The organism is Blastococcus sp. PRF04-17 (assembly GCF_023016265.1).
Lineage (GTDB): Bacteria > Actinomycetota > Actinomycetes > Mycobacteriales > Geodermatophilaceae > Blastococcus_B.
On the sequence record NZ_CP095412.1, the window covers coordinates 4,090,296 to 4,109,528 of the forward strand.

20 protein-coding genes and 1 pseudogene are annotated in these 19,233 nt (G+C 72.4%); 6 read left to right on the plus strand and 15 right to left on the minus strand.

Annotated features, from left to right (window positions below; all coding sequences use genetic code 11):
* Window positions 1–7: 7 nt before the first annotated feature.
* The 7 genes and pseudogenes from MVA48_RS20810 to sodN all read right to left on the minus strand — a co-directional run bounded on the left by MVA48_RS20810 (window position 8) and on the right by sodN (window position 4,542).
* Entirely contained in the window at window positions 8–790 is a 783-nt protein-coding gene (locus MVA48_RS20810; protein ID WP_246983116.1) for an HAD-IIA family hydrolase, read from the minus strand.
* Window positions 787–1,272, minus strand: a complete 486-nt coding sequence (locus tag MVA48_RS20815) for a GNAT family N-acetyltransferase (RefSeq protein ID WP_246983118.1) — start codon at window positions 1,270–1,272, stop codon at window positions 787–789. The genes MVA48_RS20810 and MVA48_RS20815 overlap by 4 nt, the downstream gene beginning before the upstream one ends.
* Window positions 1,269–2,069, minus strand: a complete 801-nt coding sequence (gene pssA / locus MVA48_RS20820) for a CDP-diacylglycerol--serine O-phosphatidyltransferase (RefSeq protein WP_246983123.1) — start codon at window positions 2,067–2,069, stop codon at window positions 1,269–1,271. Before pssA ends, MVA48_RS20815 begins: the two co-directional genes overlap by 4 nt.
* A gap of 11 nt (window positions 2,070–2,080) precedes the next feature.
* Window positions 2,081–2,725 carry a phosphatidylserine decarboxylase gene (locus MVA48_RS20825; RefSeq protein WP_246983125.1) on the minus strand — a complete coding sequence of 215 codons (645 nt, stop codon included), beginning with the start codon at window positions 2,723–2,725 and terminating at the stop codon, window positions 2,081–2,083.
* A 48-nt stretch (window positions 2,726–2,773) separates the two neighbouring features.
* Window positions 2,774–3,316, minus strand: a complete 543-nt coding sequence (locus MVA48_RS20830; RefSeq protein ID WP_246983126.1) for a PP2C family protein-serine/threonine phosphatase — start codon at window positions 3,314–3,316, stop codon at window positions 2,774–2,776.
* A pseudogene (locus MVA48_RS20835) lies at window positions 3,261–3,914 on the minus strand (serine/threonine-protein phosphatase); the annotation flags it as partial. The pseudogene MVA48_RS20835 and the gene MVA48_RS20830, both read right to left, overlap by 56 nt.
* A 208-nt stretch (window positions 3,915–4,122) precedes the next feature.
* Window positions 4,123–4,542 carry a superoxide dismutase, Ni gene (gene sodN / locus MVA48_RS20840; RefSeq protein ID WP_246983129.1) on the minus strand — a complete coding sequence of 140 codons (420 nt, stop codon included), beginning with the start codon at window positions 4,540–4,542 and terminating at the stop codon, window positions 4,123–4,125.
* 51 nt (window positions 4,543–4,593) lie between these two features.
* Here sodN and MVA48_RS20845 point away from each other — a divergent pair, with 51 nt between their 5' ends.
* Entirely contained in the window at window positions 4,594–4,974 is a 381-nt protein-coding gene (locus MVA48_RS20845) for a S26 family signal peptidase (RefSeq protein WP_246983131.1), read from the plus strand.
* Here MVA48_RS20845 and MVA48_RS20850 read toward each other — a convergent pair.
* Window positions 4,964–6,577, minus strand: coding sequence for an FAD-dependent monooxygenase (locus MVA48_RS20850; RefSeq protein ID WP_246983133.1), 1,614 nt, complete (start codon window positions 6,575–6,577; stop codon window positions 4,964–4,966). The genes MVA48_RS20845 and MVA48_RS20850 overlap by 11 nt on opposite strands.
* Before the next feature lie 172 nt (window positions 6,578–6,749).
* On the opposite strand from MVA48_RS20850, the gene MVA48_RS20855 reads away from it, so the two are divergent.
* On the plus strand, window positions 6,750–7,940 hold the full coding sequence (locus MVA48_RS20855) for an NAD(P)-dependent malic enzyme (protein WP_246983135.1): 1,191 nt from the start codon (window positions 6,750–6,752) through the stop codon (window positions 7,938–7,940).
* Here the strand turns inward: MVA48_RS20855 and MVA48_RS20860 are convergent.
* The 7 genes from MVA48_RS20860 to MVA48_RS20890 form a co-directional block, all read right to left on the minus strand.
* On the minus strand, window positions 7,930–8,175 hold the full coding sequence (locus tag MVA48_RS20860; RefSeq protein ID WP_246983137.1) for a hypothetical protein: 246 nt from the start codon (window positions 8,173–8,175) through the stop codon (window positions 7,930–7,932). The genes MVA48_RS20855 and MVA48_RS20860 overlap by 11 nt on opposite strands.
* 41 nt (window positions 8,176–8,216) lie before the next feature.
* Window positions 8,217–8,930 carry a metal-dependent hydrolase gene (locus MVA48_RS20865; RefSeq protein WP_246983138.1) on the minus strand — a complete coding sequence of 238 codons (714 nt, stop codon included), beginning with the start codon at window positions 8,928–8,930 and terminating at the stop codon, window positions 8,217–8,219.
* Between the two features lie 67 nt (window positions 8,931–8,997).
* Window positions 8,998–9,189: a DUF6104 family protein gene (locus tag MVA48_RS20870; protein ID WP_246983139.1), complete on the minus strand. Its 192-nt coding sequence runs from the start codon at window positions 9,187–9,189 to the stop codon at window positions 8,998–9,000.
* Window positions 9,190–9,195: 6 nt separating this feature from the next.
* On the minus strand, window positions 9,196–11,349 hold the full coding sequence (locus MVA48_RS20875) for a multifunctional oxoglutarate decarboxylase/oxoglutarate dehydrogenase thiamine pyrophosphate-binding subunit/dihydrolipoyllysine-residue succinyltransferase subunit (RefSeq protein WP_246983140.1): 2,154 nt from the start codon (window positions 11,347–11,349) through the stop codon (window positions 9,196–9,198).
* Between the two features lie 41 nt (window positions 11,350–11,390).
* The gene (locus MVA48_RS20880; RefSeq protein ID WP_246983142.1) at window positions 11,391–12,950 is read right to left on the minus strand and encodes a 2-oxo acid dehydrogenase subunit E2; all 1,560 of its coding nucleotides are present in this window, start codon (window positions 12,948–12,950) and stop codon (window positions 11,391–11,393) included.
* A gap of 213 nt (window positions 12,951–13,163) precedes the next feature.
* Window positions 13,164–13,919 (minus strand): ABC transporter permease, encoded by a 756-nt coding sequence (locus MVA48_RS20885; RefSeq protein ID WP_246983146.1) that lies wholly within the window; start codon window positions 13,917–13,919, stop codon window positions 13,164–13,166.
* Complete coding sequence (locus MVA48_RS20890; protein WP_246983148.1) at window positions 13,916–14,923, minus strand: ABC transporter ATP-binding protein; 1,008 nt, start codon at window positions 14,921–14,923, stop codon at window positions 13,916–13,918. The genes MVA48_RS20885 and MVA48_RS20890 overlap by 4 nt, the downstream gene beginning before the upstream one ends.
* A 121-nt stretch (window positions 14,924–15,044) precedes the next feature.
* Here MVA48_RS20890 and MVA48_RS20895 point away from each other — a divergent pair, with 121 nt between their 5' ends.
* The 4 genes from MVA48_RS20895 (at window position 15,045) to MVA48_RS20910 (ending at window position 19,223) form a co-directional block, all read left to right on the plus strand.
* Window positions 15,045–15,515: a universal stress protein gene (locus MVA48_RS20895; RefSeq protein WP_246983150.1), complete on the plus strand. Its 471-nt coding sequence runs from the start codon at window positions 15,045–15,047 to the stop codon at window positions 15,513–15,515.
* 10 nt (window positions 15,516–15,525) lie between these two features.
* Entirely contained in the window at window positions 15,526–16,593 is a 1,068-nt protein-coding gene (locus MVA48_RS20900) for an adenylate/guanylate cyclase domain-containing protein (RefSeq protein ID WP_246983152.1), read from the plus strand.
* 87 nt (window positions 16,594–16,680) lie between these two features.
* Window positions 16,681–18,318 (plus strand): ABC-F family ATP-binding cassette domain-containing protein, encoded by a 1,638-nt coding sequence (locus tag MVA48_RS20905; protein ID WP_246983154.1) that lies wholly within the window; start codon window positions 16,681–16,683, stop codon window positions 18,316–18,318.
* An 83-nt stretch (window positions 18,319–18,401) separates the two neighbouring features.
* Complete coding sequence (locus MVA48_RS20910) at window positions 18,402–19,223, plus strand: methyltransferase domain-containing protein (protein WP_246983156.1); 822 nt, start codon at window positions 18,402–18,404, stop codon at window positions 19,221–19,223.
* Window positions 19,224–19,233: the final 10 nt, after the last annotated feature.

Below are 19,233 nucleotides of genomic sequence, written 5' to 3' on the forward strand. Positions count from 1 at the left end.
GTCCGGTTCAGATCAGCTCGATGACGTCCGCGATGGACTCGAGCACCCGGCTGGGCCGGAAGGGGAACCGGCGGACGTCGTCGGCCGTCGTGGAGCCCGAGAGCACCAGCACCGTCTCCAGGCCGGCCTCGATGCCGGCGACGACGTCGGTGTCCATGCGGTCGCCCACCATGATCGTGGACTCCGAGTGCGCCTCGATCCGATTCATGGCGCTGCGGAACATCATCGGGTTGGGCTTGCCGACGAAGTAGGGCTCGGCCCCGGTGGCGCGGGTGATCATCGCGGCCACCGAGCCCGTGGCGGGCAGCGGGCCCTCCGGCGAGGGCCCCGTCACGTCGGGGTTCGTGGCGATGAACCGGGCGCCCCGGCCGACCAGGCGGATCGCCCGCGTGATGGCCTCGAACGAGTAGGTCCGGGTCTCGCCGAGGACGACGTAGTCCGGATCGGTGTCGGTGAGCGTGTAGCCGACCTCGTAGAGGGCCGTGGTCAGGCCGGCCTCGCCGATGACGTAGGCCGATCCGCCGGGGAGCTGGGTGTGCAGGAAGTCCGCCGTCGCCAGTGCCGAGGTCCAGATCGACTCCTCGGGGACGTGCAGCCCGCTGCGGGTCAGGCGGGCGGCGAGGTCGCGCGGGGTGAAGATCGAGTTGTTGGTGAGGACGAGGAAGCGCCGCTGCTTCTCCACCAGCCGCTCGAGGAACTCCGCGGCGCCGGGCAGCGCCTTCTCCTCGTGCACCAGCACGCCGTCCATGTCGGTGAGCCAGCACTCCGGCGGGACGCGTTCGGTGGTCATGGGGTCCTCCGGTCGGCAGCGAAGCCGGTCAGTGCCTGGTCGGTGAGGCGGAAGACGGTCCAGTCGTCCATGGGGACGGCGCCGGCCGCCTCGTAGAACTCGATCGAGGGCGTGTTCCAGTCGAGCACCGACCACTCCAGCCGCGAGTAGCCGCGCTCGACGCAGACCTCGGCCAGCGTGCGCAGCAGCTCCCGGCCCAGTCCGCTGCCGCGGTGCTGCGGCGAGACGTAGAGGTCCTCGAGGTAGATGCCGTGCGTGCCGCGCCAGGTGGAGAAGTTGAGGAACCACAGGGCGATGCCGACGACCTCGCCGTCCCGTTCCGCGACGTGACCGAACAGCGCCGGGGAGCTCCCGAACAGGCAGGCGGCGAGCTGGGCCTCGGTCAGGCGGACCTCGTGCAGTGCGCGCTCGTAGTCGGCCAGCTCGCGGACCAGCGCCACGACGGCGGGGACGTCGTCCGGACGGACCGGGCGGACGGTCATGAGAAGACCTCCTTGAGCCGCGCCGGGAGCAGCCGGGCCAGCGGCGAGACGACCGGGACGAGCACGGGCGCCAGCAGGTAGCCGTAGGCGAGCACGATCCCGGTGACCACCGGGACTGTGGCGAAGCCGACGACGAGCAGGAGCGCGGCGGCCACGAGCCCGTAGGGGCGACCGCTCTGGGGGCTGACCAGCGACCGGAACGAGCGGAAGCGGATGTTGGTCACCATCAGCAGCGCCGGCACGACGACGACGAGCAGCACCCACAGGCGGTCGCGGCCCTGCATGTGGTCACCGAACGCGAACACCGACGCCAGGACGACGCCGGCCGCCCCGGGGCTGGGCAGTCCGGTGAAGTACCGCTTGTCCGCGGTCGGGTCGACGGTGGTGTTGAACCGGGCGAGCCGGATCGCCGCACAGGCCAGCCAGACGAAGCACGCGACCCAGCCCAACGGGTCCCACTCGTCGCGGCCCTGCGAGAACAGGGTGAAGGCCAGCAGGGCCGGCGCGAGCCCGAACGAGACCAGGTCGGCCAGCGAGTCGAACTGCAGCCCGAAGGGCGTCACCGCGCCGACCAGCCGGGCCACGGCACCGTCGGTGATGTCGAAGACGATCGACAACCCGATCAGGACGGCGGCCAGCCGGAAATCACCCCGGATGGCGACCAGCATCGCGAAGAAGCCGCAGAACATGTTGCCGAGGGTGAACAGGCTGGGCAGCGTGGCGAGCGCGCGCCGGCGGGTGCCCCGGACGGAGCCGCGGACGAACTCGACGGTGGCGGTGCGCCGGGTCGGTGGCATGCGCGGGCCCCTCAGCCGGCCGCGGGCCAGCGGGCGATCACCGTCTCGCCCCCGCGCACCCGCTGCCCCTTCGTCACGGTGATCGTGCACTCCGGGGGCACGAAGACGTCCATGCGCGACCCGAACTTCATCAGGCCCATGCGCTCGCCGGTCTCCAGCCGCCGGCCGGTGCCGGTGCGCGTGACGATGCGCCGGGCCAGGACGCCCACGACCTGCCGGAAGACGACGGTCCGGTCGCCTTCTTTCAGCCACAGCTCGGTGCGCTCGTTCCGGTGCGCGGACTCCTTGCGGTAGGCGGCCAGGAAGCTCCCCTTGCGGTAGGAGCTCTCGACGACCTCACCGTGGTAGGGCGAGCGGTTGACGTGCACGTCGACGACGGAGAGGAACACGCTGACCTGCTGCCAGTCCCCCTCGGGCGCCACGCCCTCCTGGGGCTCACCGGCGACCATCACGACCCCGTCGGCGGGGGAGAGCACCTCGTCGGGATGCGGGGCGACGCTGTCGCAGCGCCGGTCGGGATCGCGGAAGAACAGCGTCATGTACGCGGACAGGCCGAGCGCCGGCCACAGCGCCCACCGCCGTCCGGTGACCGCCGCGAGGGCCGCGGGGAGCAGGGGTCCGGTGATGAAAGGCCACCCGGCCCGGTCGATGCGCATGGTGCCCAGACGTTACCGGCCGTCGCCGGCCGTGGTCGGGACGCAGGGTCAGACGGGAGCCGAGGCCAGCCCCGGATCGGCGCCGTACTCCGTCGTCCGGCCTCGCGGTGGGCCGCCGTACCAGTCGAGGCACAGCATCGTCGCGTCGTCGCGCAGGTCGCCTCCCGTCGCCTGGAGGACGGCGGCGCCGAGCTCGTGGACGACCTCCCTGGGATGGAGGTCCGCGCTGGCCGCCAGCGCGGCCGCGACGTCGAGCGTGGCGGCGTTGCGCTCGAGCATGCCGTCGGTGAGGAACACGATCCGGTCGCCCGGCTCGAGGGGGAGGGCCTGGACCTGGAAGGGCCGCCCCGCGACGACGCCGAACGGTGGTTCGACGAGCAGCCCGATCTCCTCCACGCGGCCCTCGCGCAGCCGCAGCGGCAGGGTGTGCCCGGCGTTGACGACGGCCGCGGTGCCGCTGCGCAGATCGATCTCCGACGAGCTGGCCGGTGACGAAGTGCCCGGGCGTGGCGTTCTCGAGGAGGGCCTCGTTGGCGAAGCGGGCCTGGTCGGCCAGGTCCAGGTTCCTGCGCCGTCCGTTCCGCAGGGCACCCACGAGCAGCGTGGCGACCAGGGCGGCGTCGACCTGGTGACCGACGGCGTCGGTGATGGACAGCTGCAGGTGGTTGCGGTCCAGCGAGTAGTCGAAGGTGTCCCCACCGACCGAGGCGGCCGGTTCCAGCCAGCCGGCCAGCGTGAACTGTCCTGCCTCGCAGGTGTAGGAAGCGGGCAGCAGGCGGCGCTGGATCTCCGCGGCCAGCGCGAACGGTGTGGACCGCTGACCCCACTCGAAGACGTCGGTGTGCCGCCGGGCGGCGATGACGACGTAGGCGAGCGCGTGTGCGGCGCTGCTGATGTCGGCGATCTCGTCGGGGGAGGGGTCGCGGGGCAGGTCCAGCTCCAGCAATCCGATGGCGTCCCCGCGGTCGGTCACCGGCACGAGCATGCGGGCGCCGTCGCCGATCGCCTCGACGTCGGCCCGCTGGGTGCGGAGCACGCGTTCGTACCGCGTCCCCGGCAGGGGCAGGGTCTCGGCCTGCTCGGCTCCGTGGGACCGCCCGCCGTCCACCAGCCCCGCGGAGGTGAGCCGGACGACGGCCCGGCCGCTGAAGTCGGCGATCATGAGGGTCACCGAGTGGGCACCGACCATCCGCCCGAGCTCCGCGGCCACCACCTCGACGGCGTCGATGGGGGCCGCGGTCTCGACCTGCTCGAGCAGGGCGCCGACGTCGATCACGAATGCCTCCCAGGAGAGTGCGTCTCTGTCCCGCGGCCGGGCGTCGACGGGCGACTTGGTACCACGACGCGACGCTGCCGGGCCGCGTGCAGCGGCCCGGCAGCGTCGACGGCGTCCGCGGTCAGGCCGCGGCCTTGGTCTCCCAGAAGATCCGGTCGATCTCGGCGATGTAGTCGAGCAGCTTCTGGCCCTCGGCGGGGTCCATGCTGCCCTTGCCGCCGGCCGCACCGGCCTGCTTGGTGGCCTTGTTGAACAGCTCGTGCAGCTGCGGGTACTTCTCGAAGTGCGGCGGCTTGAAGTAGTCGGTCCAGAGCACCCACAGGTGGTGCTTGACCAGGTCGGACCGCTGCTCCTTGATCAGGACGGCACGCTGGCGGAAGACCGGGTCCTCGTTGCCCTGGTACTTCTCCTGGATGGCCTTGACGGACTCCGCCTCGATGCGGGCCTGGGCCGGGTCGTAGACGCCGCAGGGGAGGTCGCAGTGCGCGGTGACCTCCAGCGCCTGGACGACGTGGGCGGAGAACATGCGGGTGAGACGCATGGATGTGCCTCCGGATGTCGTGGGGTTGGGTCGTCTGCGACCCTACTCGCGGTGATCGACAGGGACAGCCGGGGAGAACCCGCGGAGCAGCTCGCCACTGCGTGGACCATGGCCCGGGTCACCGGCCCGTCGATGTCCCCGACGGTGCGGCACGGCGACCGGCTGCTCGTGCGCAGGGTCGGGGCGGGGACTCCGGTGCGCCCGGGTGACGTCGTCCTCGCCCGGTTCCCGTCCCGTCCGGACCTGCTGGTCGTCAAGCGCGTCCGGCGCGCTGTCGAGGGCGGCCACTGGGTCGAGGGCGACAACGAGTTCGTCACCGACGACAGCCGCGCCTTCGGCGTCGCGACCGTGGTCGGCCGGGTGGTCGGCCGGCTGTGGCCCCGACCGGGGCGGCTGCGCCCCTGGCCGGGGACCACCGGCTCTAGCGCATGAGCACGACGCGCAGGACCGTCTCGAGCTCCCGGTACGGGTCCTCGGCTGCCGACGTGGCCCGCCAGGCGACGACGCCGTCCGGCCGGACGACGACGGCGCCGTCCGTACCCGTGCCGTACAGCTCGGGGAACGCGTTCCCCCGGTCGACGAGTGGGCCGTCGCCGGCCACGCGGTGGGCCGAGAGCGGGACCGCGAGATCGGCGGCAACGCGTCCTGCTGCGTCGCACCACGCCTGCCCGCCCGGCCCGGCGAGCAGCACCAGCCCACGGCCGAACACATCGAGCAGGGACGTCGCCGTGCCGTCGGCCTCGACGACCAGGTGGGGGGCGCGGGTACCCGGCCGTCCGCCGGGCTGCCGTGGGTCGACGAGCGGGGCGCCGTCGTCGTCGGGATCCAGCACCGCGGCCGACCGGTGGACCGGGCCCAGTTCGATGGAGGCGTCGTCCATCGGTGGCGCCAGGTCGTCCTGCGGGAGCGACGGGTCGACCCGCAGGACGTATCTGGTGTAGGCCTGCTCGACGATCAGGCTGCTGATCGGCCGGCGTTCGGCGTCGTAGGTGTCGAGCAAGCCAGGTCCGGCCGTGCCGTCGAGCACCATGGCCAGCTTCCATGCCAGGTTGTGCGCGTCGGCCACGCCCGTGTTGCCGCCGAACCCGCCGGTCGGGGGCATCACGTGGGCGGCGTCGCCCGCCAGGAAGATCCGTCGGTCCTGGAAGCGGGACGCCCAGGAGGCAGCCGCCGTCCAGCGCTGCACGTTGTCGACCTCGACCTCGATGTCCGGCCGCCCCAACGCCTTGCGGACCAGGGCGATGCACCGGGCGGTGTCCATGTCCTGCGCCACGTGGGTGTCGCGCGTGCCGTCCGGCTCGGTGGTCGAGAACACCGCCAGGAAGCCGGAGTCGCCGGTGATGGAGAACCGGAAGAAGCCCAGCAGCTCCGGGTGGCTGACGTAGACGACGCTGAGGTTGCGGTCGCCGATGAGCTCTCGCATGTCGGCGCGGAAGTAGATCGTGACGCAGTCGGCGAACCCGCCCCTGCCGGCCGACTCGATGCCCACGAGCCTCCGGACGACGCTGTGCGAACCGTCGGCCGCGACGAGGTAGTCCGCGCGGACCGTCTCCTCCTTCCCGTCCTCGCGCCCGCGGATGACGGCGGTGACGCCGTCGTCGTCCTGCTCGACGCCGACGAGCTCGGTGCCGTAGCGGTGCTCCGCCCCGCGTTCCTCGGCGGTGTTGCGCAGCAGGGGCTCGAGCCCGATCTGGGTGATGAACAACCGCGCCGTAGGGCTGAGCTGCTCGACCCCCTCGTTGAAGTGGCGGAAGAAGTACTTGACGTCCGGACTGCTCAGGCTGGGGACGGAGACGATGGCACCGTTCTGCTCGAACTCCTTCTCGGCAGCCGACTCGACGACCGGCTGCAGGCCGACGCTCCGGAACACCTCCATCGTGCGCTGGTGGAACGACGCGGCACGGGGATGGACGGCGGTGCCGCGATGGCGCTCCACCAGCAGGTGCGGCACCCCGTACGACGCGAGGAGGAGCGACGTGGACAGCCCGACCAGGCTGCCGCCGACGACGAGGACGGGAACGCGACGATCGACCACGGCTCACCTCTCTGCGATGCGGACATTCGTCCGGATGGCGGACAATATGTGATGCCGGTCACCGTCGTCCGCCCGCCGCCGACTGTCAAGAGCACCGCGCCCGTGGAGTTGCGTGGCCCTCGGCTCGCCCGGGCGGACTCCCCCCGGCGTCCGGGATTACGCTGCCGGAACCATGAGCACGGTTAGCGCGCAGAACGGCCCCGCCGACCGCTTCGCCGACGATCCCGCCTTCGCGGTGCACGAGGGCGGCAAGCTCTCGGTGGTACCGACCCGGTCGATCGACTCCATCGCCGACCTCGCGCTGACGTACACCCCGGGGGTGGCCCGCGTCTCCAGCGCGATCGCCGCCGAACCCGACCTGGCACGCCGGTTCACCTGGGCACCTCGCGTGGTCGCCGTGGTCTCCGACGGCACCGCCGTCCTCGGCCTCGGCGACATCGGGCCCGCGGCCTCGCTGCCGGTGATGGAGGGCAAGGCCTGCCTGTTCAAGGAGTTCGGTGGCCTCGATGCCGTCCCCGTCGTCCTGAGCACCACCGACGTGGACACGATCGTGGAGACGGTCGCCGCCATCGCTCCGTCGTTCGGGGGCATCAACCTCGAGGACATCAGCGCCCCGCGGTGCTTCGAGATCGAGGCCCGGCTGCGGGAGCGGCTGTCGGTCCCGGTCATGCACGACGACCAGCACGGAACGGCGATCGTCGTCCTGGCCGCCCTGCGCAACGCGGCCAGGGTGGTGGGGCGGGAGATCGCCGATCTGCGCGTGGTCGTCGCCGGCGCGGGAGCGGCGGGGGTCGCGTGCACGAAGATCCTGCTCGAGGCCGGTGTCGGCGACATCGCCGTGGCCGACTCGCAAGGCGTCCTGCACGCCGGCCGCGCCGACCTCACACCGATCAAGCAGTGGCTGGTCGAGAACACGAACCGGGCGGGCTACGCCGGCACGATGGTCGGCGCGCTCGACGGTGCCGACGTCTACCTGGGGCTCTCCGGCGGCACCGTGCCCGAGTCCGCGATCGCCTCGATGGCGCCGAACGGCATCGTGTTTTCGCTGGCCAACCCGACGCCCGAGGTGGACCCGCAGATGGCCGCGAAGTACGCGGCGGTGGTGGCGACCGGACGCAGCGATCTGGCCAACCAGATCAACAACGTGCTGGCCTTCCCGGGCATCTTCCGCGGGGCCTTCGACGCGGGCGCCACCGCGATCACCGAGGAGATGAAGCTCGCCGCGGCGACGGCGATCGCCGACGTGGTCGGCGACGAGGTGCGCGCCGACTACGTCGTGCCCAGCCCGTTGGACCGGCGGGTGGCCGAGGCGGTCGCCGCGGCCGTCGCCACCTGCGCGCGGGAGCAGGGCGTCACGGCGTAGGCCGGTACACCTGCCCCAGCACGCCGGCCAGCAGCCGCTCGGCGATTGGTCGGGGGAGCGCCGCCGCCCGCCGCGCCGCGGCCGCGAGGTCGGCCAGCAGGCCGGGCACCCGGGCGGCCGTCGCCCCGGGGACGGTCCCGAAGGCCGCCGTCGCGATCGAGCCCAGCGCGTAGCCCAGGTGGGTGCCCCGGCTCAGCCGGGGCCCGGTCGAGGACGTCGACGAGACGGCGGTCACAAGATCGGAACCGTACCGTCCGCCGCCCGCCGTGCGATCGGTCAGCCCAGGCTGAGCAGCCGGTCCACCAGGGGATCGAGAGCGCTGCGCGCCTCGGTGTTGAGGTAGACGAACACCGCGATGGCCACGACGAACGCCGGCACGAGCACCGCCTTCTCCAGCACGGTTCCGGTGCGCATCGGCGAGAACTGCAGCCGCGTCCGCCGGGCCAGCCACAGGACGGGCAGCGGGATCCCGGCGCTGGTGATCGCGTCGCCGGCGATGTGGGTCAGCACGCCGAGCGCCACCGCCCAGGGCAGCCACGCCGGTTGGGGGCTGTGCTCGAGCAGCCACCAGGCTCCGGCCCAGGCCAGCGCGATGTTGCCGACGATCGTCGTCTCGGTGGTGCCCGGGATGACGAAGTGCAGCGCGTGCAGCGCCAGGCCGATCGCGAGCGCCATGAACAGCAGGCTGGCCCAGTAGGTGCCCGCGGCGAGCATCGCCAGCCCACCGAAGGCCAGCGGCGCCAGCACCGCGTCGTGGGTGCCCCAGCGGTGCCCCCCGGTGAGCTTGCCGACCAGCCCGGACGGCACGTCGGTGACCGGGCCCCACATGTCGGAGACCGTGGAGCCCCGGTGGTCGAGGTCGGGCAGCATCGCGAACCCACCAGCGGCCGCGATCCACGACACCTGGGCGACGGTGCCGTGGACGGGCGCCCAGGGGAGGGTCGCGGCTCCCGCGGCGAGGCCCGAGAGGGCATGCGAGTGACCGAGCATGCACGCAGCGTCCCGCCGGTGCCCTCCAGGTCCGCGGAGGCGCGCTGCACCAGCGACGGTCTGCGCTTCAGCCCGCCAGGTCGTCGTCCGGATCGGCGCCGCCGCGCGCGAGCCAGGTGGCCAGGCGCTCGACCGGCACCTCGAAGTCGGGGAACTGGTCGACGAACGCCCGCATCTGATCGGCGAGCCAGGCGAGGGTGACCTCCTCGTCACCCCGCCGGTCGGCCAGCTCCTCGAGCCCCCGGTCCGTGAAGTACATGCGCGATCAGTCCGCGAACGCCTCGGCGACCAGCTGGCGCTGCTCGACGTCGTGCACCTTGGCCGAACCCACGGCGGGGGACGCCGACGCCCGGCGGCTGACCCGGCGGAAGGTCCGCCCCTGGGGCAGGTGCTCGGGCAGGTTGACGGCCATGAACTGCCAGGCGCCCATGTTCGCCGGCTCCTCCTGCACCCACACGACGTCGTCGGCGTTCGGGTACCGCTCGATGGCCTCGCTGATCTGCTGGGCCGGCAACGGGTACAGCTGCTCGACCCGCACCACGGCCGTGTCGGTCCGCCCGTCGGACTCCCGCTGGGCCAGCAGGTCGTAGGCGACCTTGCCGCTGCACAGGAGCACCCTCCGGACGCCGTCGCCGTCCAGCGGCTTGCCGCCGATTCCGGGGTCGGCCAGGACCGGGCGGAAGCCCTCGTCGGTGAACTCCTCGACCGCGCTCACCGCCGCCTTCGCGCGCAGCAGGGACTTGGGCGTGAACACGACCAGCGGACGGTGCACGTCGGAGAGCGCCTGCCGGCGCAGCAGGTGGAAGTAGTTGCCCGGGGTCGTGCAGTTGGCGACCGTCATGTTGTTCTCGGCGCACATCTGCAGGAACCGCTCGATCCGGCCGCTGGAGTGGTCGGGACCCTGGCCCTCGAGCCCGTGCGGCAGCAGGAGGACGACGCCGGAGCGCTGGCCCCACTTGGCCTCGCCTGAGCTGATGAACTCGTCGATGACCATCTGCGCGCCGTTGACGAAGTCACCGAACTGCGCCTCCCACAGCACCAGGGCCTTGGGGTTGGCCACCGAGTAGCCGTACTCGAAGCCGACGGCCGCGTACTCGCTGAGCAGCGAGTCGTAGACGAAGAACTTGGCCTGGTCGTCGGTGAGGTTGGACAGCGGCGTGTACTCGCCGCCGGTTTCCCGGTCGATCAGCACCGAGTGGCGCTGCACGAAGGTACCCCGTCGGGAGTCCTGGCCGGCCAGCCGGACCGGGACGCCCTCCATGAGCAGCGACCCGAAGGCGAGCAGCTCGCCCATCGCCCAGTCGATGCCGCCCTCGCTGGCCATCGCGGCCCGCCGCTCGAGCATCTTCTGCAGTTTCGGGTGCGGGGTGAAGTCCGGCGGGAAGGAGACGTGCGCGTCGCCGACCGCCTTGAGGGCCTCGCGCGTGATCGCCGTCTCGACCTGCGACTCCTGCGGCGTGCGCGGGTCCATGACCGGCTCGGGCTTGCTGGCGTCCTTCGCGTCGTGGGTCTCGGCGAACGCCCGCTCGAGCTGGCCGCGGTAGTCCTTGAGCGCCTCCTCGGCCTCGGCGAGCGTGATGTCGCCGCGACCGACCAGCGCCTCGGTGTACAGCTTCCGGACCGAGCGCTTGCGGTCGATGATGTCGTACATCAGCGGCTGGGTCATCGACGGGTCGTCGCCCTCGTTGTGGCCCCTCCGGCGGTAGCAGACCATGTCGATGACGACGTCCTTCTTGAACGCCTGCCGGTAGTCGACGGCCAGCCGGGCCACGCGGACGCACGCCTCGGGGTCGTCCCCGTTGACGTGGAAGACCGGCGCGTTGACCATCCGCGCGACGTCGGTCGAGTAGAGGCTCGACCGGGCCGCCGCCGGGCTGGTGGTGAAGCCCACCTGGTTGTTGATGACCACGTGCACGGTGCCACCGGTGCGGTAGCCGCGCAGCTGCGAGAGGTTCAACGTCTCGGCGACGACGCCCTGGCCGGCGAACGCCGAGTCACCGTGCAGCAGGACGGGCAGCACGGTGAAGCCGTCCTCGCCCTTGTTGATCATGTCCTGCTTCGCCCGGACGATGCCCTCGAGCACCGGGTTGACGGTCTCCAGGTGGCTGGGGTTGCTGGCCAGCGAGACCGCGATCTCCGCGTCTGGCTTGAAGGGGTTCCTGAACGTGCCCGTGGCGCCGAGGTGGTACTTCACGTCGCCGGAACCCTGCACCGTGCCGGGGTCGATGTTGCCCTCGAACTCGCCGAAGATCTTCGAGTAGCTCTTGCCCAGCACGTTGGCCAGCACGTTGAGCCGGCCACGGTGGGCCATGCCGATCGCGACCTCGTCGAGGCCGTGGTCGGTGCCGGCGATCAGCACCTCGTCGAGGATCGGGATGACCGACTCGCCGCCCTCGAGGCTGAACCGCTTCTGGCCCACGTACTTGGTCTGCAGGAACGTCTCGAACGCCTCCGCGGCGTTCAGCCGCCGAGGACGTGCTTCTGCTTCTCCCGGTCGGGCTGCTCGTGCTTGACCTCGATCCGCCGCTGGAGCCACTCGCGCTCCTCGGGGTCGGTGATGTGCATGTACTCCACGCCGACCGTGCGGCAGTAGGAGTTGCGCAGGACGCCGAGGATGTCGCGCAGGGCCATCAGCCGCTCGCCGGCGAAGCCGCCGACGGGGAACTTGCGGTCGAGGTCCCACAGCGTCAGGTGGTGCTGGAGGATGTCGAGGTCGGGATGCGTGCGGACCCGGTACTCCAGCGGGTCGGTGTCGGCCATGAGGTGGCCGTTGCGCCGGTAGGCCTCGATGACCTCGATGACGCGCGCTTCCTTGTCGATCTCCCCCTCGCGGCTGATCCGCACGTCCGGCATCCAGCGGACCGGGGTGTACGGGATCCGCAGGGAGCGGAAGACCTCGTCGTAGAAGCCGTCCTCGCCGAGGAGCAGGGCGTGCAGCCGGCGCAGGAAGTCGCCGGACTCCGCGCCCTGGATGATCCGGTGGTCGTACGTCGAGGTCAGCGTGATGATCTTCGAGACGGCCATCTCGGTGAGCGTCTCGGGGTTCATCCCCTGGAACTCCGCCGGGTACTCCATCGCGCCGACGCCGATGATCGCGCCCTGACCCGCGGTCAGCCGCGGCACCGAGTGGTTGGTGCCGATCGTGCCCGGATTGGTCAGGCTGATCGTGGTGCCGGAGAAGTCCTCCATCGTCAGCTTGTTGGCGCGGGCCCGCCGGATGATGTCCTCGTAGGCGGCCCAGAAGCCGGCGAAGTCCATCTCCTCGGCGCCCTTGATCGACGCGACCACGAGCGACCGCGAGCCGTCGGGCTTGGGCAGGTCGATGGCCAGGCCGAAGTTGACGTGCTCGGGCTGCACCAGCGTCGGCTTGCCGTCGACCTCGGCGAACGCGCTGTTCATGTTCGGGAAGTCGTCCAGCGCCCGGACCAGCGCGTAGCCGATCAGGTGCGTGAAGGAGACCTTCCCACCCCGGCCGCGGGCCAGGTGGTTGTTGATGACGATGCGGTTGTCGGCCAGGAGCTTCGCCGGCACCGCGCGCACGCTCGTCGCCGTCGGGACGGTGAGCGAGGCGTTCATGTTCTTGACCACGGCGGCCGCGGCGCCGCGCAGCGGTGACTGCTTCGCCCCGGCGGCAGGCTCGGCCGCCTTGGCGGCGGGCTTCTCGGCGGGCTTCTCGGCGGGCTTGCCGGACGGCTTCGCCGCGGGGGCGCTCGGCACCTTCTCGGCCGGCTTCGGAGCCGCTGTCGGCTCCGCCTGGGCATTGTTCGAGGGCGCGGGGGCCTGCGCGGGCGCCGGGGCCGGCTGCGCGGGGGTGCTCCCGTTGCCCGCAGCCGACTGCTCGCGGTTCCCGCCGTCGACCGGACTGCCCGGCCGGTAGTCGGCGAAGAACTCGTGCCAGGCCTGATCCACGCTGGCCGGGTCCGAGAGGTACTGCTGGTACATCTCCTCGACCAGCCACTCGTTGGTGCCGAAACCCGCGACCGGGGACGACGAGGAGGAGGAGGGCCGGGATGAGCTCACGCTTGACACGGGGGCGAGTGCCTTCTTCGTCTATGGGGCATGTCGGGCGGCACGCCCAGCGGGCGGCGGGCCGGGTGTCGATCCTACGCCGGTCCACCTGCGCCTACCGGGGCGACGGAGGCACGGGGAGTGCCGGTGTCCGGCCCCGTCCAGGGCACCGCCGCCCTGAGCGTGCGAGGGGTGAGGAGGAGGGGGTCCTTTCTCAGACGACTTTCAGACGACGTCGCGCCGCACCGCGAGGAAGTAGCCGAGGAGGGCCGCCACGAGCCCGTAGGCCACCAGCAGCAGGCCGCCCTGCCAGGCGTCGAGGACGTCGGGTCCCTGGAACGTGGCGGTCAGCGCCTCGAGGGCGCCCCCGGGCATCCACTTGTAGGCGACCGAGGTGGCCGGCACCGACCGGATGATCGGCTCGACGACGAACAGGTAGACCAGCCCGCCGACGATCGCACCCACCTGGTTGCGCAGCAGCGCGCCGATGCCCACGCCGATGACCGCGTAGATGGTCAGCGCCACGAGGGACCGGAACAGCGTGTTGAGGTTGTCGCCGTCGAGCGCGGGTGCCGCGCCGAGAGCGCCGGCGTGGATCAGCACCGTCAGGTAGTTCACGGCCACGACGACCAGGCCGAACAGGGCCCCGACGAGCGCGTAGGCCACCAGCTTGCTGACGACGACCGAGCCCCGCCGTGGGCTGGTCAGGAAGGTCGGCGTGGCCGTCCGGTGCCGGTACTCCTGCGTCATCCCGATGATGCCGAGGATCAGGAACAGGATGTTGGCGTTCGCGGCGGTCGACAGCGCCAGCTGCTCGTAGAGCGGCGTGCCGACCTCGGGGATCCCCGCCTCGGGGTTGCCGGCGAAGGCGGTGAAGAAGACCGCGAACGCGGCGACCATCACGCAGGCGCCGAGCAGCAGGCCGAGCCAGACCTTCGTGGTGAACAGCTTGGTCCATTCCGCGTGAACCAGGCGGGTCATCGGGAAGCTCCCTCGGGGGTCGTGCCGGGCGACGGAGCGGCGAACTGCTCCTGGCCCGCCGTGAGCTGGAAGTAGATCTCCTCGAGGCCGCTGGTCCGCGCCCGCAGCTCGTGCAGTTCGATCCCGGCGGCGAAAGCGCGCCGGCCCACGTCGGCCGGGGTCGAGCCGGTCACGGCGAGGGCGCCGTCCTCGTGGGCCGCCTGCTGACCCCCTGCCCTGAGGACGTCGGCGAGACGCGTCAGCTCCGGACTGCGGACCAGCACCGTTCCCGCGCCGTGCGCCCCCGAGCGCAGCTCGGCGATCGACCCTTCGCGGACCAGCCGGCCGGCGCCGACGATGACCACGCGGTCGACGGTCTGCTCCACCTCGGACAGCAGGTGGCTGGAGACCAGGACGGTGCGTCCCTGGTCGTGGGCGAGGTGACGGAGGAACCCGCGCAGCCACTGGATGCCCTCCGGGTCCAGCCCGTTGGCCGGCTCGTCGAGGACGAGGACGCTGGGGTCGCCGAGCAGTGCGGTGGCCAGTGCCAGGCGCTGCCGCATGCCGAGGGAGTAGCCGCCGGCGCGCCGGCGACCGGCGTCGGCCAGACCGACCTGGACCAGCACTTCGTCGGCGCGGGAGAGCGGCAGCCCGGCGGCGCGGCAGTAGACGCGCAGGTGGTTGCGCCCCGATCGCGCCGGGTGGAAGGCGGTCTCGAGGACGGCGCCGGCGGTGCGCACCGGATGGGGCAGCGACGCGTACGGCGCGCCGTCGAACGTGGCCGTCCCGACGTCGGGACGGATGAGCCCCAGGACCATGCGCAGCGTCGTCGTCTTGCCGGCGCCGTTCGGGCCGAGGAACCCGGTGACCGACCCCGGCTCGACGGTGAAGCTCAGATCGGAGACGGCCCGGACCGGTCCGAAGGACTTGCTGAGTCCGCGGACCTCTACCCGGACCGGGGCGACCGCGGCGGTGCTTCCGGTGGAAATGGTGCGCTCCTCGTCGTGGCGGCGGGCTGTCGGCACCATCCAAGCGCACGGGGCGCGCTCGTCGGGGCCTCCGACGCGCCGCTGCGAGTCCGGACGGTCTCGGTGCGTTGATCATCTCGGGGTGTCCCAGGACCCGAGGTCACATAGAGTCCGCGCCGTGAACGACAGCGCGAACACGTACCGCACGGTCGTCGTCGGCACCGATGGTTCCGAGTCCTCGCTGCGCGCGGTCGCCCGCGCCGGTGCGATCGCCGGGGCGACCGGGGCCACGCTGGTCATCGTCTGCGCCTACCTGCCGACCGAGGCCGACGACCGGGAGCTCGCCCGCGCCCAGGACACCCTGCGCGAGGACGCCTACCAGGTCGTCGGGTCCCACCCGGCCGAGGACACCGTGCGCACCGCCGCCGAACGGGCCGGCGCGGCGGGTGCGGGCGACGTGAAGACCCTCGCCGTCGAGGGCTCACCGGTGGAGGTGCTGCTCGACACGGTGCAGCGCCAGAGCGCGGACCTGCTGGTCGTGGGCAACCGCGGGCTCGCCGGCATCAAGGGCCGGCTGCTCGGCTCGGTGCCCGCCGACGCCACGCGGCGCTCCACCTGCGACGTCCTCGTCGTGCACACCACCGGCTGACCAGCAGGACATGAGCGAACCGGGGCAGGACCCGGCCGCCGCCGCCCGGGAGGCGCTCGAGCGGCTGCTGCTCGACGGGCCGCGCCGCTACACCCGGCTGCAGGTCGCCGAGCGGGCCGGCATGCCGCCGCAGCGCACCCAGCGGCTCTGGCGGGCGCTGGGCTTCCCCGACGCCGCGGACGACGACCCCGCCTTCACCGACGCCGACCTGCAGGCGCTCGGCGTCCTGTCCGAGCTCATCGACTCGGGGTTCGTCGACGCCGAGACCGAGGCGTCCATCGCCCGGGCCATGGGTCAGGCGCTGTCCCGGCTGGCCGACTGGCAGGCCGACATGCTGGCCCACGCCCTGACCCGCACCGGCCCGGACGGCGAGCGCCGCCCCGCCTCGCCGGACGAGGCGGTCGCCGTCGCGCGGGAGCTCCTGCCCAAGATGCGCGACATCCAGCACTACGTGTGGCGCCGCCACCTGGCCGCCAACGCCGACCGGCTGCTGGCGACGGCGGCGGGGCAGGGTGACCGGCGCGAGCTGGCCGTGGGGTTCGCCGACCTGGTCGGCTACACCTCGCGCAGCCGCGGGATGGGCGGGCGCGAGCTCGGGGCCATGGTCGAGGACTTCGAGGCCATCGCGACGGAGGTCATCGCCCAGCGCCGGGCCCGGGTGGTCAAGACGGTGGGGGACGGCGTCCTCTTCACGGCCGCCTCCGCCGTGGACGCCGTCGAGATCGGGCTGCGCCTGCCCGAGGCCTGGGACACCGAGGAGCGGCCGCCGCTGCGCGTCGGGGCTGCGTTCGGCACCGTGCTGACCCGGCTCGGCGACGTGTACTCCCCGGTGGTGAACATGGCCAGCCGGCTGACCTCGCTCGCCCGGCCGGGGACGGTGCTCGTCGACCGCGTGCTCGCCGACCAGGTGCGGGACCTGCCCGAGTACCGGGTCCGGCCGCTGCGCCGGGTGTCCGTGCGCGGCTACGACCACCTGCAGCCCTGGCTGGTGCGCCGCGGCAAGTACGTCGAGGACGCCGACGACGGGCACGTCTTCGACGACGCCGACGAACCGGGGGACCACGAAAAGGAACGGTGACCGGGGCCGGGACCGGGTTATCGTCGGTTCGTGCTCGCCCCGCGGTAGTCGACCGTCCTCTCCCTACCGTCCTCTGGAGCACCGTCCATGAGCGCCACCCTCGTCGCGCGCGGCCTGGCCGCCGGCCACGGCGCCCGCGTCCTCTTCTCCGATCTCGACCTCGTCGTCGCTCCTCGCGACGTCGTCGGGCTGGTCGGCGTCAACGGCGCCGGCAAGTCGACCCTGCTGCGCACGCTCGCCGGTGAGCTGCCGCCCGAGGAAGGCACCGTCGTCGTCAGCCCGCCCACGGCGACGCTGGGTTACCTGCCGCAGGAGCACGAGCGTCGCCCCGGCGAGACGGTGCTCGCCGCGATCGCCCGGCGGACCGGCGTCGCCGACGCGCAAGCCGCACTGGACACCGCGACCGAGGACCTCAGCGCCGGCCGCGCCGGCGCCGACGACGCGTACGGGCGCGCCCTGGAGCAGTGGCTGACCCTCGGGGGCGCCGATCTGGAGGAGCGCGCCGAGGAGGTCGTCGCCGACGTGGCGCCGGGCGTCGGGCTGGATGCGCTGATGACCGGGTTGTCCGGCGGGCAGGCGGCCCGCGTGGGCCTCGCCACCCTGCTGCTGTCGCGCTACGACGTCCTGCTCCTGGACGAGCCGACCAACGACCTCGACCTCACCGGGCTCGACCAACTGGAGCGCTTCGTGGCCGGCGCCCGCACCGGCATCGTCGTGGTCAGCCACGACCGCGAGTTCCTCGCCCGCACGGTGACCCGCGTGGTCGAGCTGGACCTGGCCCAGCAGCTCGTCCGGGTGCACGACGGCGGCTACGAGGCCTACCTCGTCGAGCGCGAGGTCGCCCGGCGGCACGCACGCGAGGAGTTCGAGGAGTACGCCGGGACGAAGTCCGGGCTGGAGGCCCGGGCGCGGATGCAGCGCAACTGGATGGCCAAGGGTGTCCGTGACGCGGTCAAGAAGTCGAAGGACCCGGACAAGCACATCAAGGCGCACAACCGGGCGTCCGCGGAGAAGCAGGCTGCCAAGGCCAAGCAGACCGAGCGCCTCATCGAGCGGCTCGAGGTCGTCGAGGAGCCCCGCAAGGAGTGGGAGCTCCGCATGGAGATCGCGGCCGCTCCACGGGCCGGCGCGGTCGTGGCGACCCTCCGCGACGCCGTCGTCCGCCGCGGCGCGTTCACGCTCGGGCCGGTGCACCTGCAGGTGGACTGGGGCGACCGGCTGGCGATCACCGGCGCCAACGGGTCGGGCAAGTCGACCTTGCTGGCGGCCCTGCTCGGCCGGGTGCCGCTCGACGAGGGCACGGCGTCGCTCGGCCCGTCGGTGCGGATCGGCGAGATCGACCAGGCGCGGCAGCGCTTCCTCGGGCCCGAGCGGCTGCTCGACGCCTTCGGGGCCGAGGTGCCCGACTGGCCGACCGCCGAGGTGCGCACCCTGCTGGCCAAGTTCGGGCTGACCGCCGAGCACGTGCTCCGGGCCGCCGAGACGCTGTCACCGGGGGAGCGCACCCGCGCGGGCCTCGCGCTGCTCCAGGCACGCGGTGTCAACGTGCTGGTGCTCGACGAGCCGACCAACCACCTCGACCTCCCGGCGATCGAGCAACTGGAGCAGGCGCTGGCCGGCTACCCGGGCACGCTGCTGCTGGTCACCCACGACCGCCGGATGCTCGACGCGGTGCACACCACCCGCCGGCTGCAGGTGGACGCCGGAGGCGTCTCCGAGGGCTGACACGGTCGTCCGACCCTGGGACGCTCGCTGCCCGGCGCCTAGTTTTCCCCTCGGGACACCCCTGGGATCCGGGACCGGTGGCGATGAGCGCGATCTTCGAGCACACCACGTCCAGCGACGTGTACGCGCGGTACTCCGAGCTCGACGCGGCCACGGTGCGCTCGCTGGCCGACCGCCTCGAGATCCGCGCGGCCGACCCGCGGCAGCAGCGGTTGTGGTCGGAGTTCCTGGCCGGCGCGCCGGCGTTCGGCGGCGGCCGCGTGCTGGAGATCGGGTGCGGTACGGGCGTCATCACTGCGCTGATCGCCGGCCTCCCCGGTGTGGGGGAGGTCGTCGGGGTCGACCCTGTTCCCTACTTCGTCGAGCGGGCACGGGCTCGTCTCCCCGATGTCCGGTTCGAGGTCGCGGATGGGCGCGGGCTGCCTTTCGGTGACGAGTCCTTCGACGGCGTGGTGTTCTCGACGACGCTGTGCCACATCCCGGGTCCGGAACGGGCCCTGGCCGAGGCGCACCGCGTGCTGCGGACCGGCGGTCATCTCCTCGTGTACGACGGCGACTACGCGACCACGACGGTCGCGACCTCGGACGTCGATCCGCTGCAGACGTGTGCGGCCACTGCGGTGCGCACCCTGGTCCACGATCCGTGGCTGGTGCGCCGGCTCCCCGCCCTGCTCCGCGAGGCGGGATTCTCGCCGGAGGAGCTCCGCAGTCACGGCCACCTGGAGCTGACGGCTCCGACGTACATGCTCAGCCTGATCGACCTGGGTGCCGACACGCTGGTGGCGAGAGGGACCCTCGCGCCCGCCTCCGGCGAGGCGTTCAAGGCGGAGGCGCGTGGACGAGTGGCCGCCGGTCGGTTCTTCGGCCACATCGCGTACGCCAGCGTGCGTGCCGAACGACGCTGACGGACCGGCC

What these genes read in the sequence shown, in the direction of transcription:
- MVA48_RS20810 (WP_246983116.1), bottom strand. Translation starts at nt 790, where the DNA reads ATGACCACCGAACGCGTCCCGCCGGAGTGCTGGCTCACCGACATGGAC.
- MVA48_RS20815 (WP_246983118.1), bottom strand. Translation starts at nt 1,272, where the DNA reads ATGACCGTCCGCCCGGTCCGTCCGGACGACGTCCCCGCCGTCGTGGCG.
- pssA (WP_246983123.1), bottom strand. Translation starts at nt 2,069, where the DNA reads ATGCCACCGACCCGGCGCACCGCCACCGTCGAGTTCGTCCGCGGCTCC.
- MVA48_RS20825 (WP_246983125.1), bottom strand. Translation starts at nt 2,725, where the DNA reads ATGCGCATCGACCGGGCCGGGTGGCCTTTCATCACCGGACCCCTGCTC.
- sodN (WP_246983129.1), bottom strand. Translation starts at nt 4,542, where the DNA reads ATGCGTCTCACCCGCATGTTCTCCGCCCACGTCGTCCAGGCGCTGGAG.
- MVA48_RS20855 (WP_246983135.1), top strand. Translation starts at nt 6,750, where the DNA reads ATGAGCACGGTTAGCGCGCAGAACGGCCCCGCCGACCGCTTCGCCGAC.
- MVA48_RS20865 (WP_246983138.1), bottom strand. Translation starts at nt 8,930, where the DNA reads ATGCTCGGTCACTCGCATGCCCTCTCGGGCCTCGCCGCGGGAGCCGCG.
- MVA48_RS20870 (WP_246983139.1), bottom strand. Translation starts at nt 9,189, where the DNA reads ATGTACTTCACGGACCGGGGGCTCGAGGAGCTGGCCGACCGGCGGGGT.
- MVA48_RS20885 (WP_246983146.1), bottom strand. Translation starts at nt 13,919, where the DNA reads ATGACCCGCCTGGTTCACGCGGAATGGACCAAGCTGTTCACCACGAAG.
- MVA48_RS20900 (WP_246983152.1), top strand. Translation starts at nt 15,526, where the DNA reads ATGAGCGAACCGGGGCAGGACCCGGCCGCCGCCGCCCGGGAGGCGCTC.
- MVA48_RS20905 (WP_246983154.1), top strand. Translation starts at nt 16,681, where the DNA reads ATGAGCGCCACCCTCGTCGCGCGCGGCCTGGCCGCCGGCCACGGCGCC.
- MVA48_RS20910 (WP_246983156.1), top strand. Translation starts at nt 18,402, where the DNA reads ATGAGCGCGATCTTCGAGCACACCACGTCCAGCGACGTGTACGCGCGG.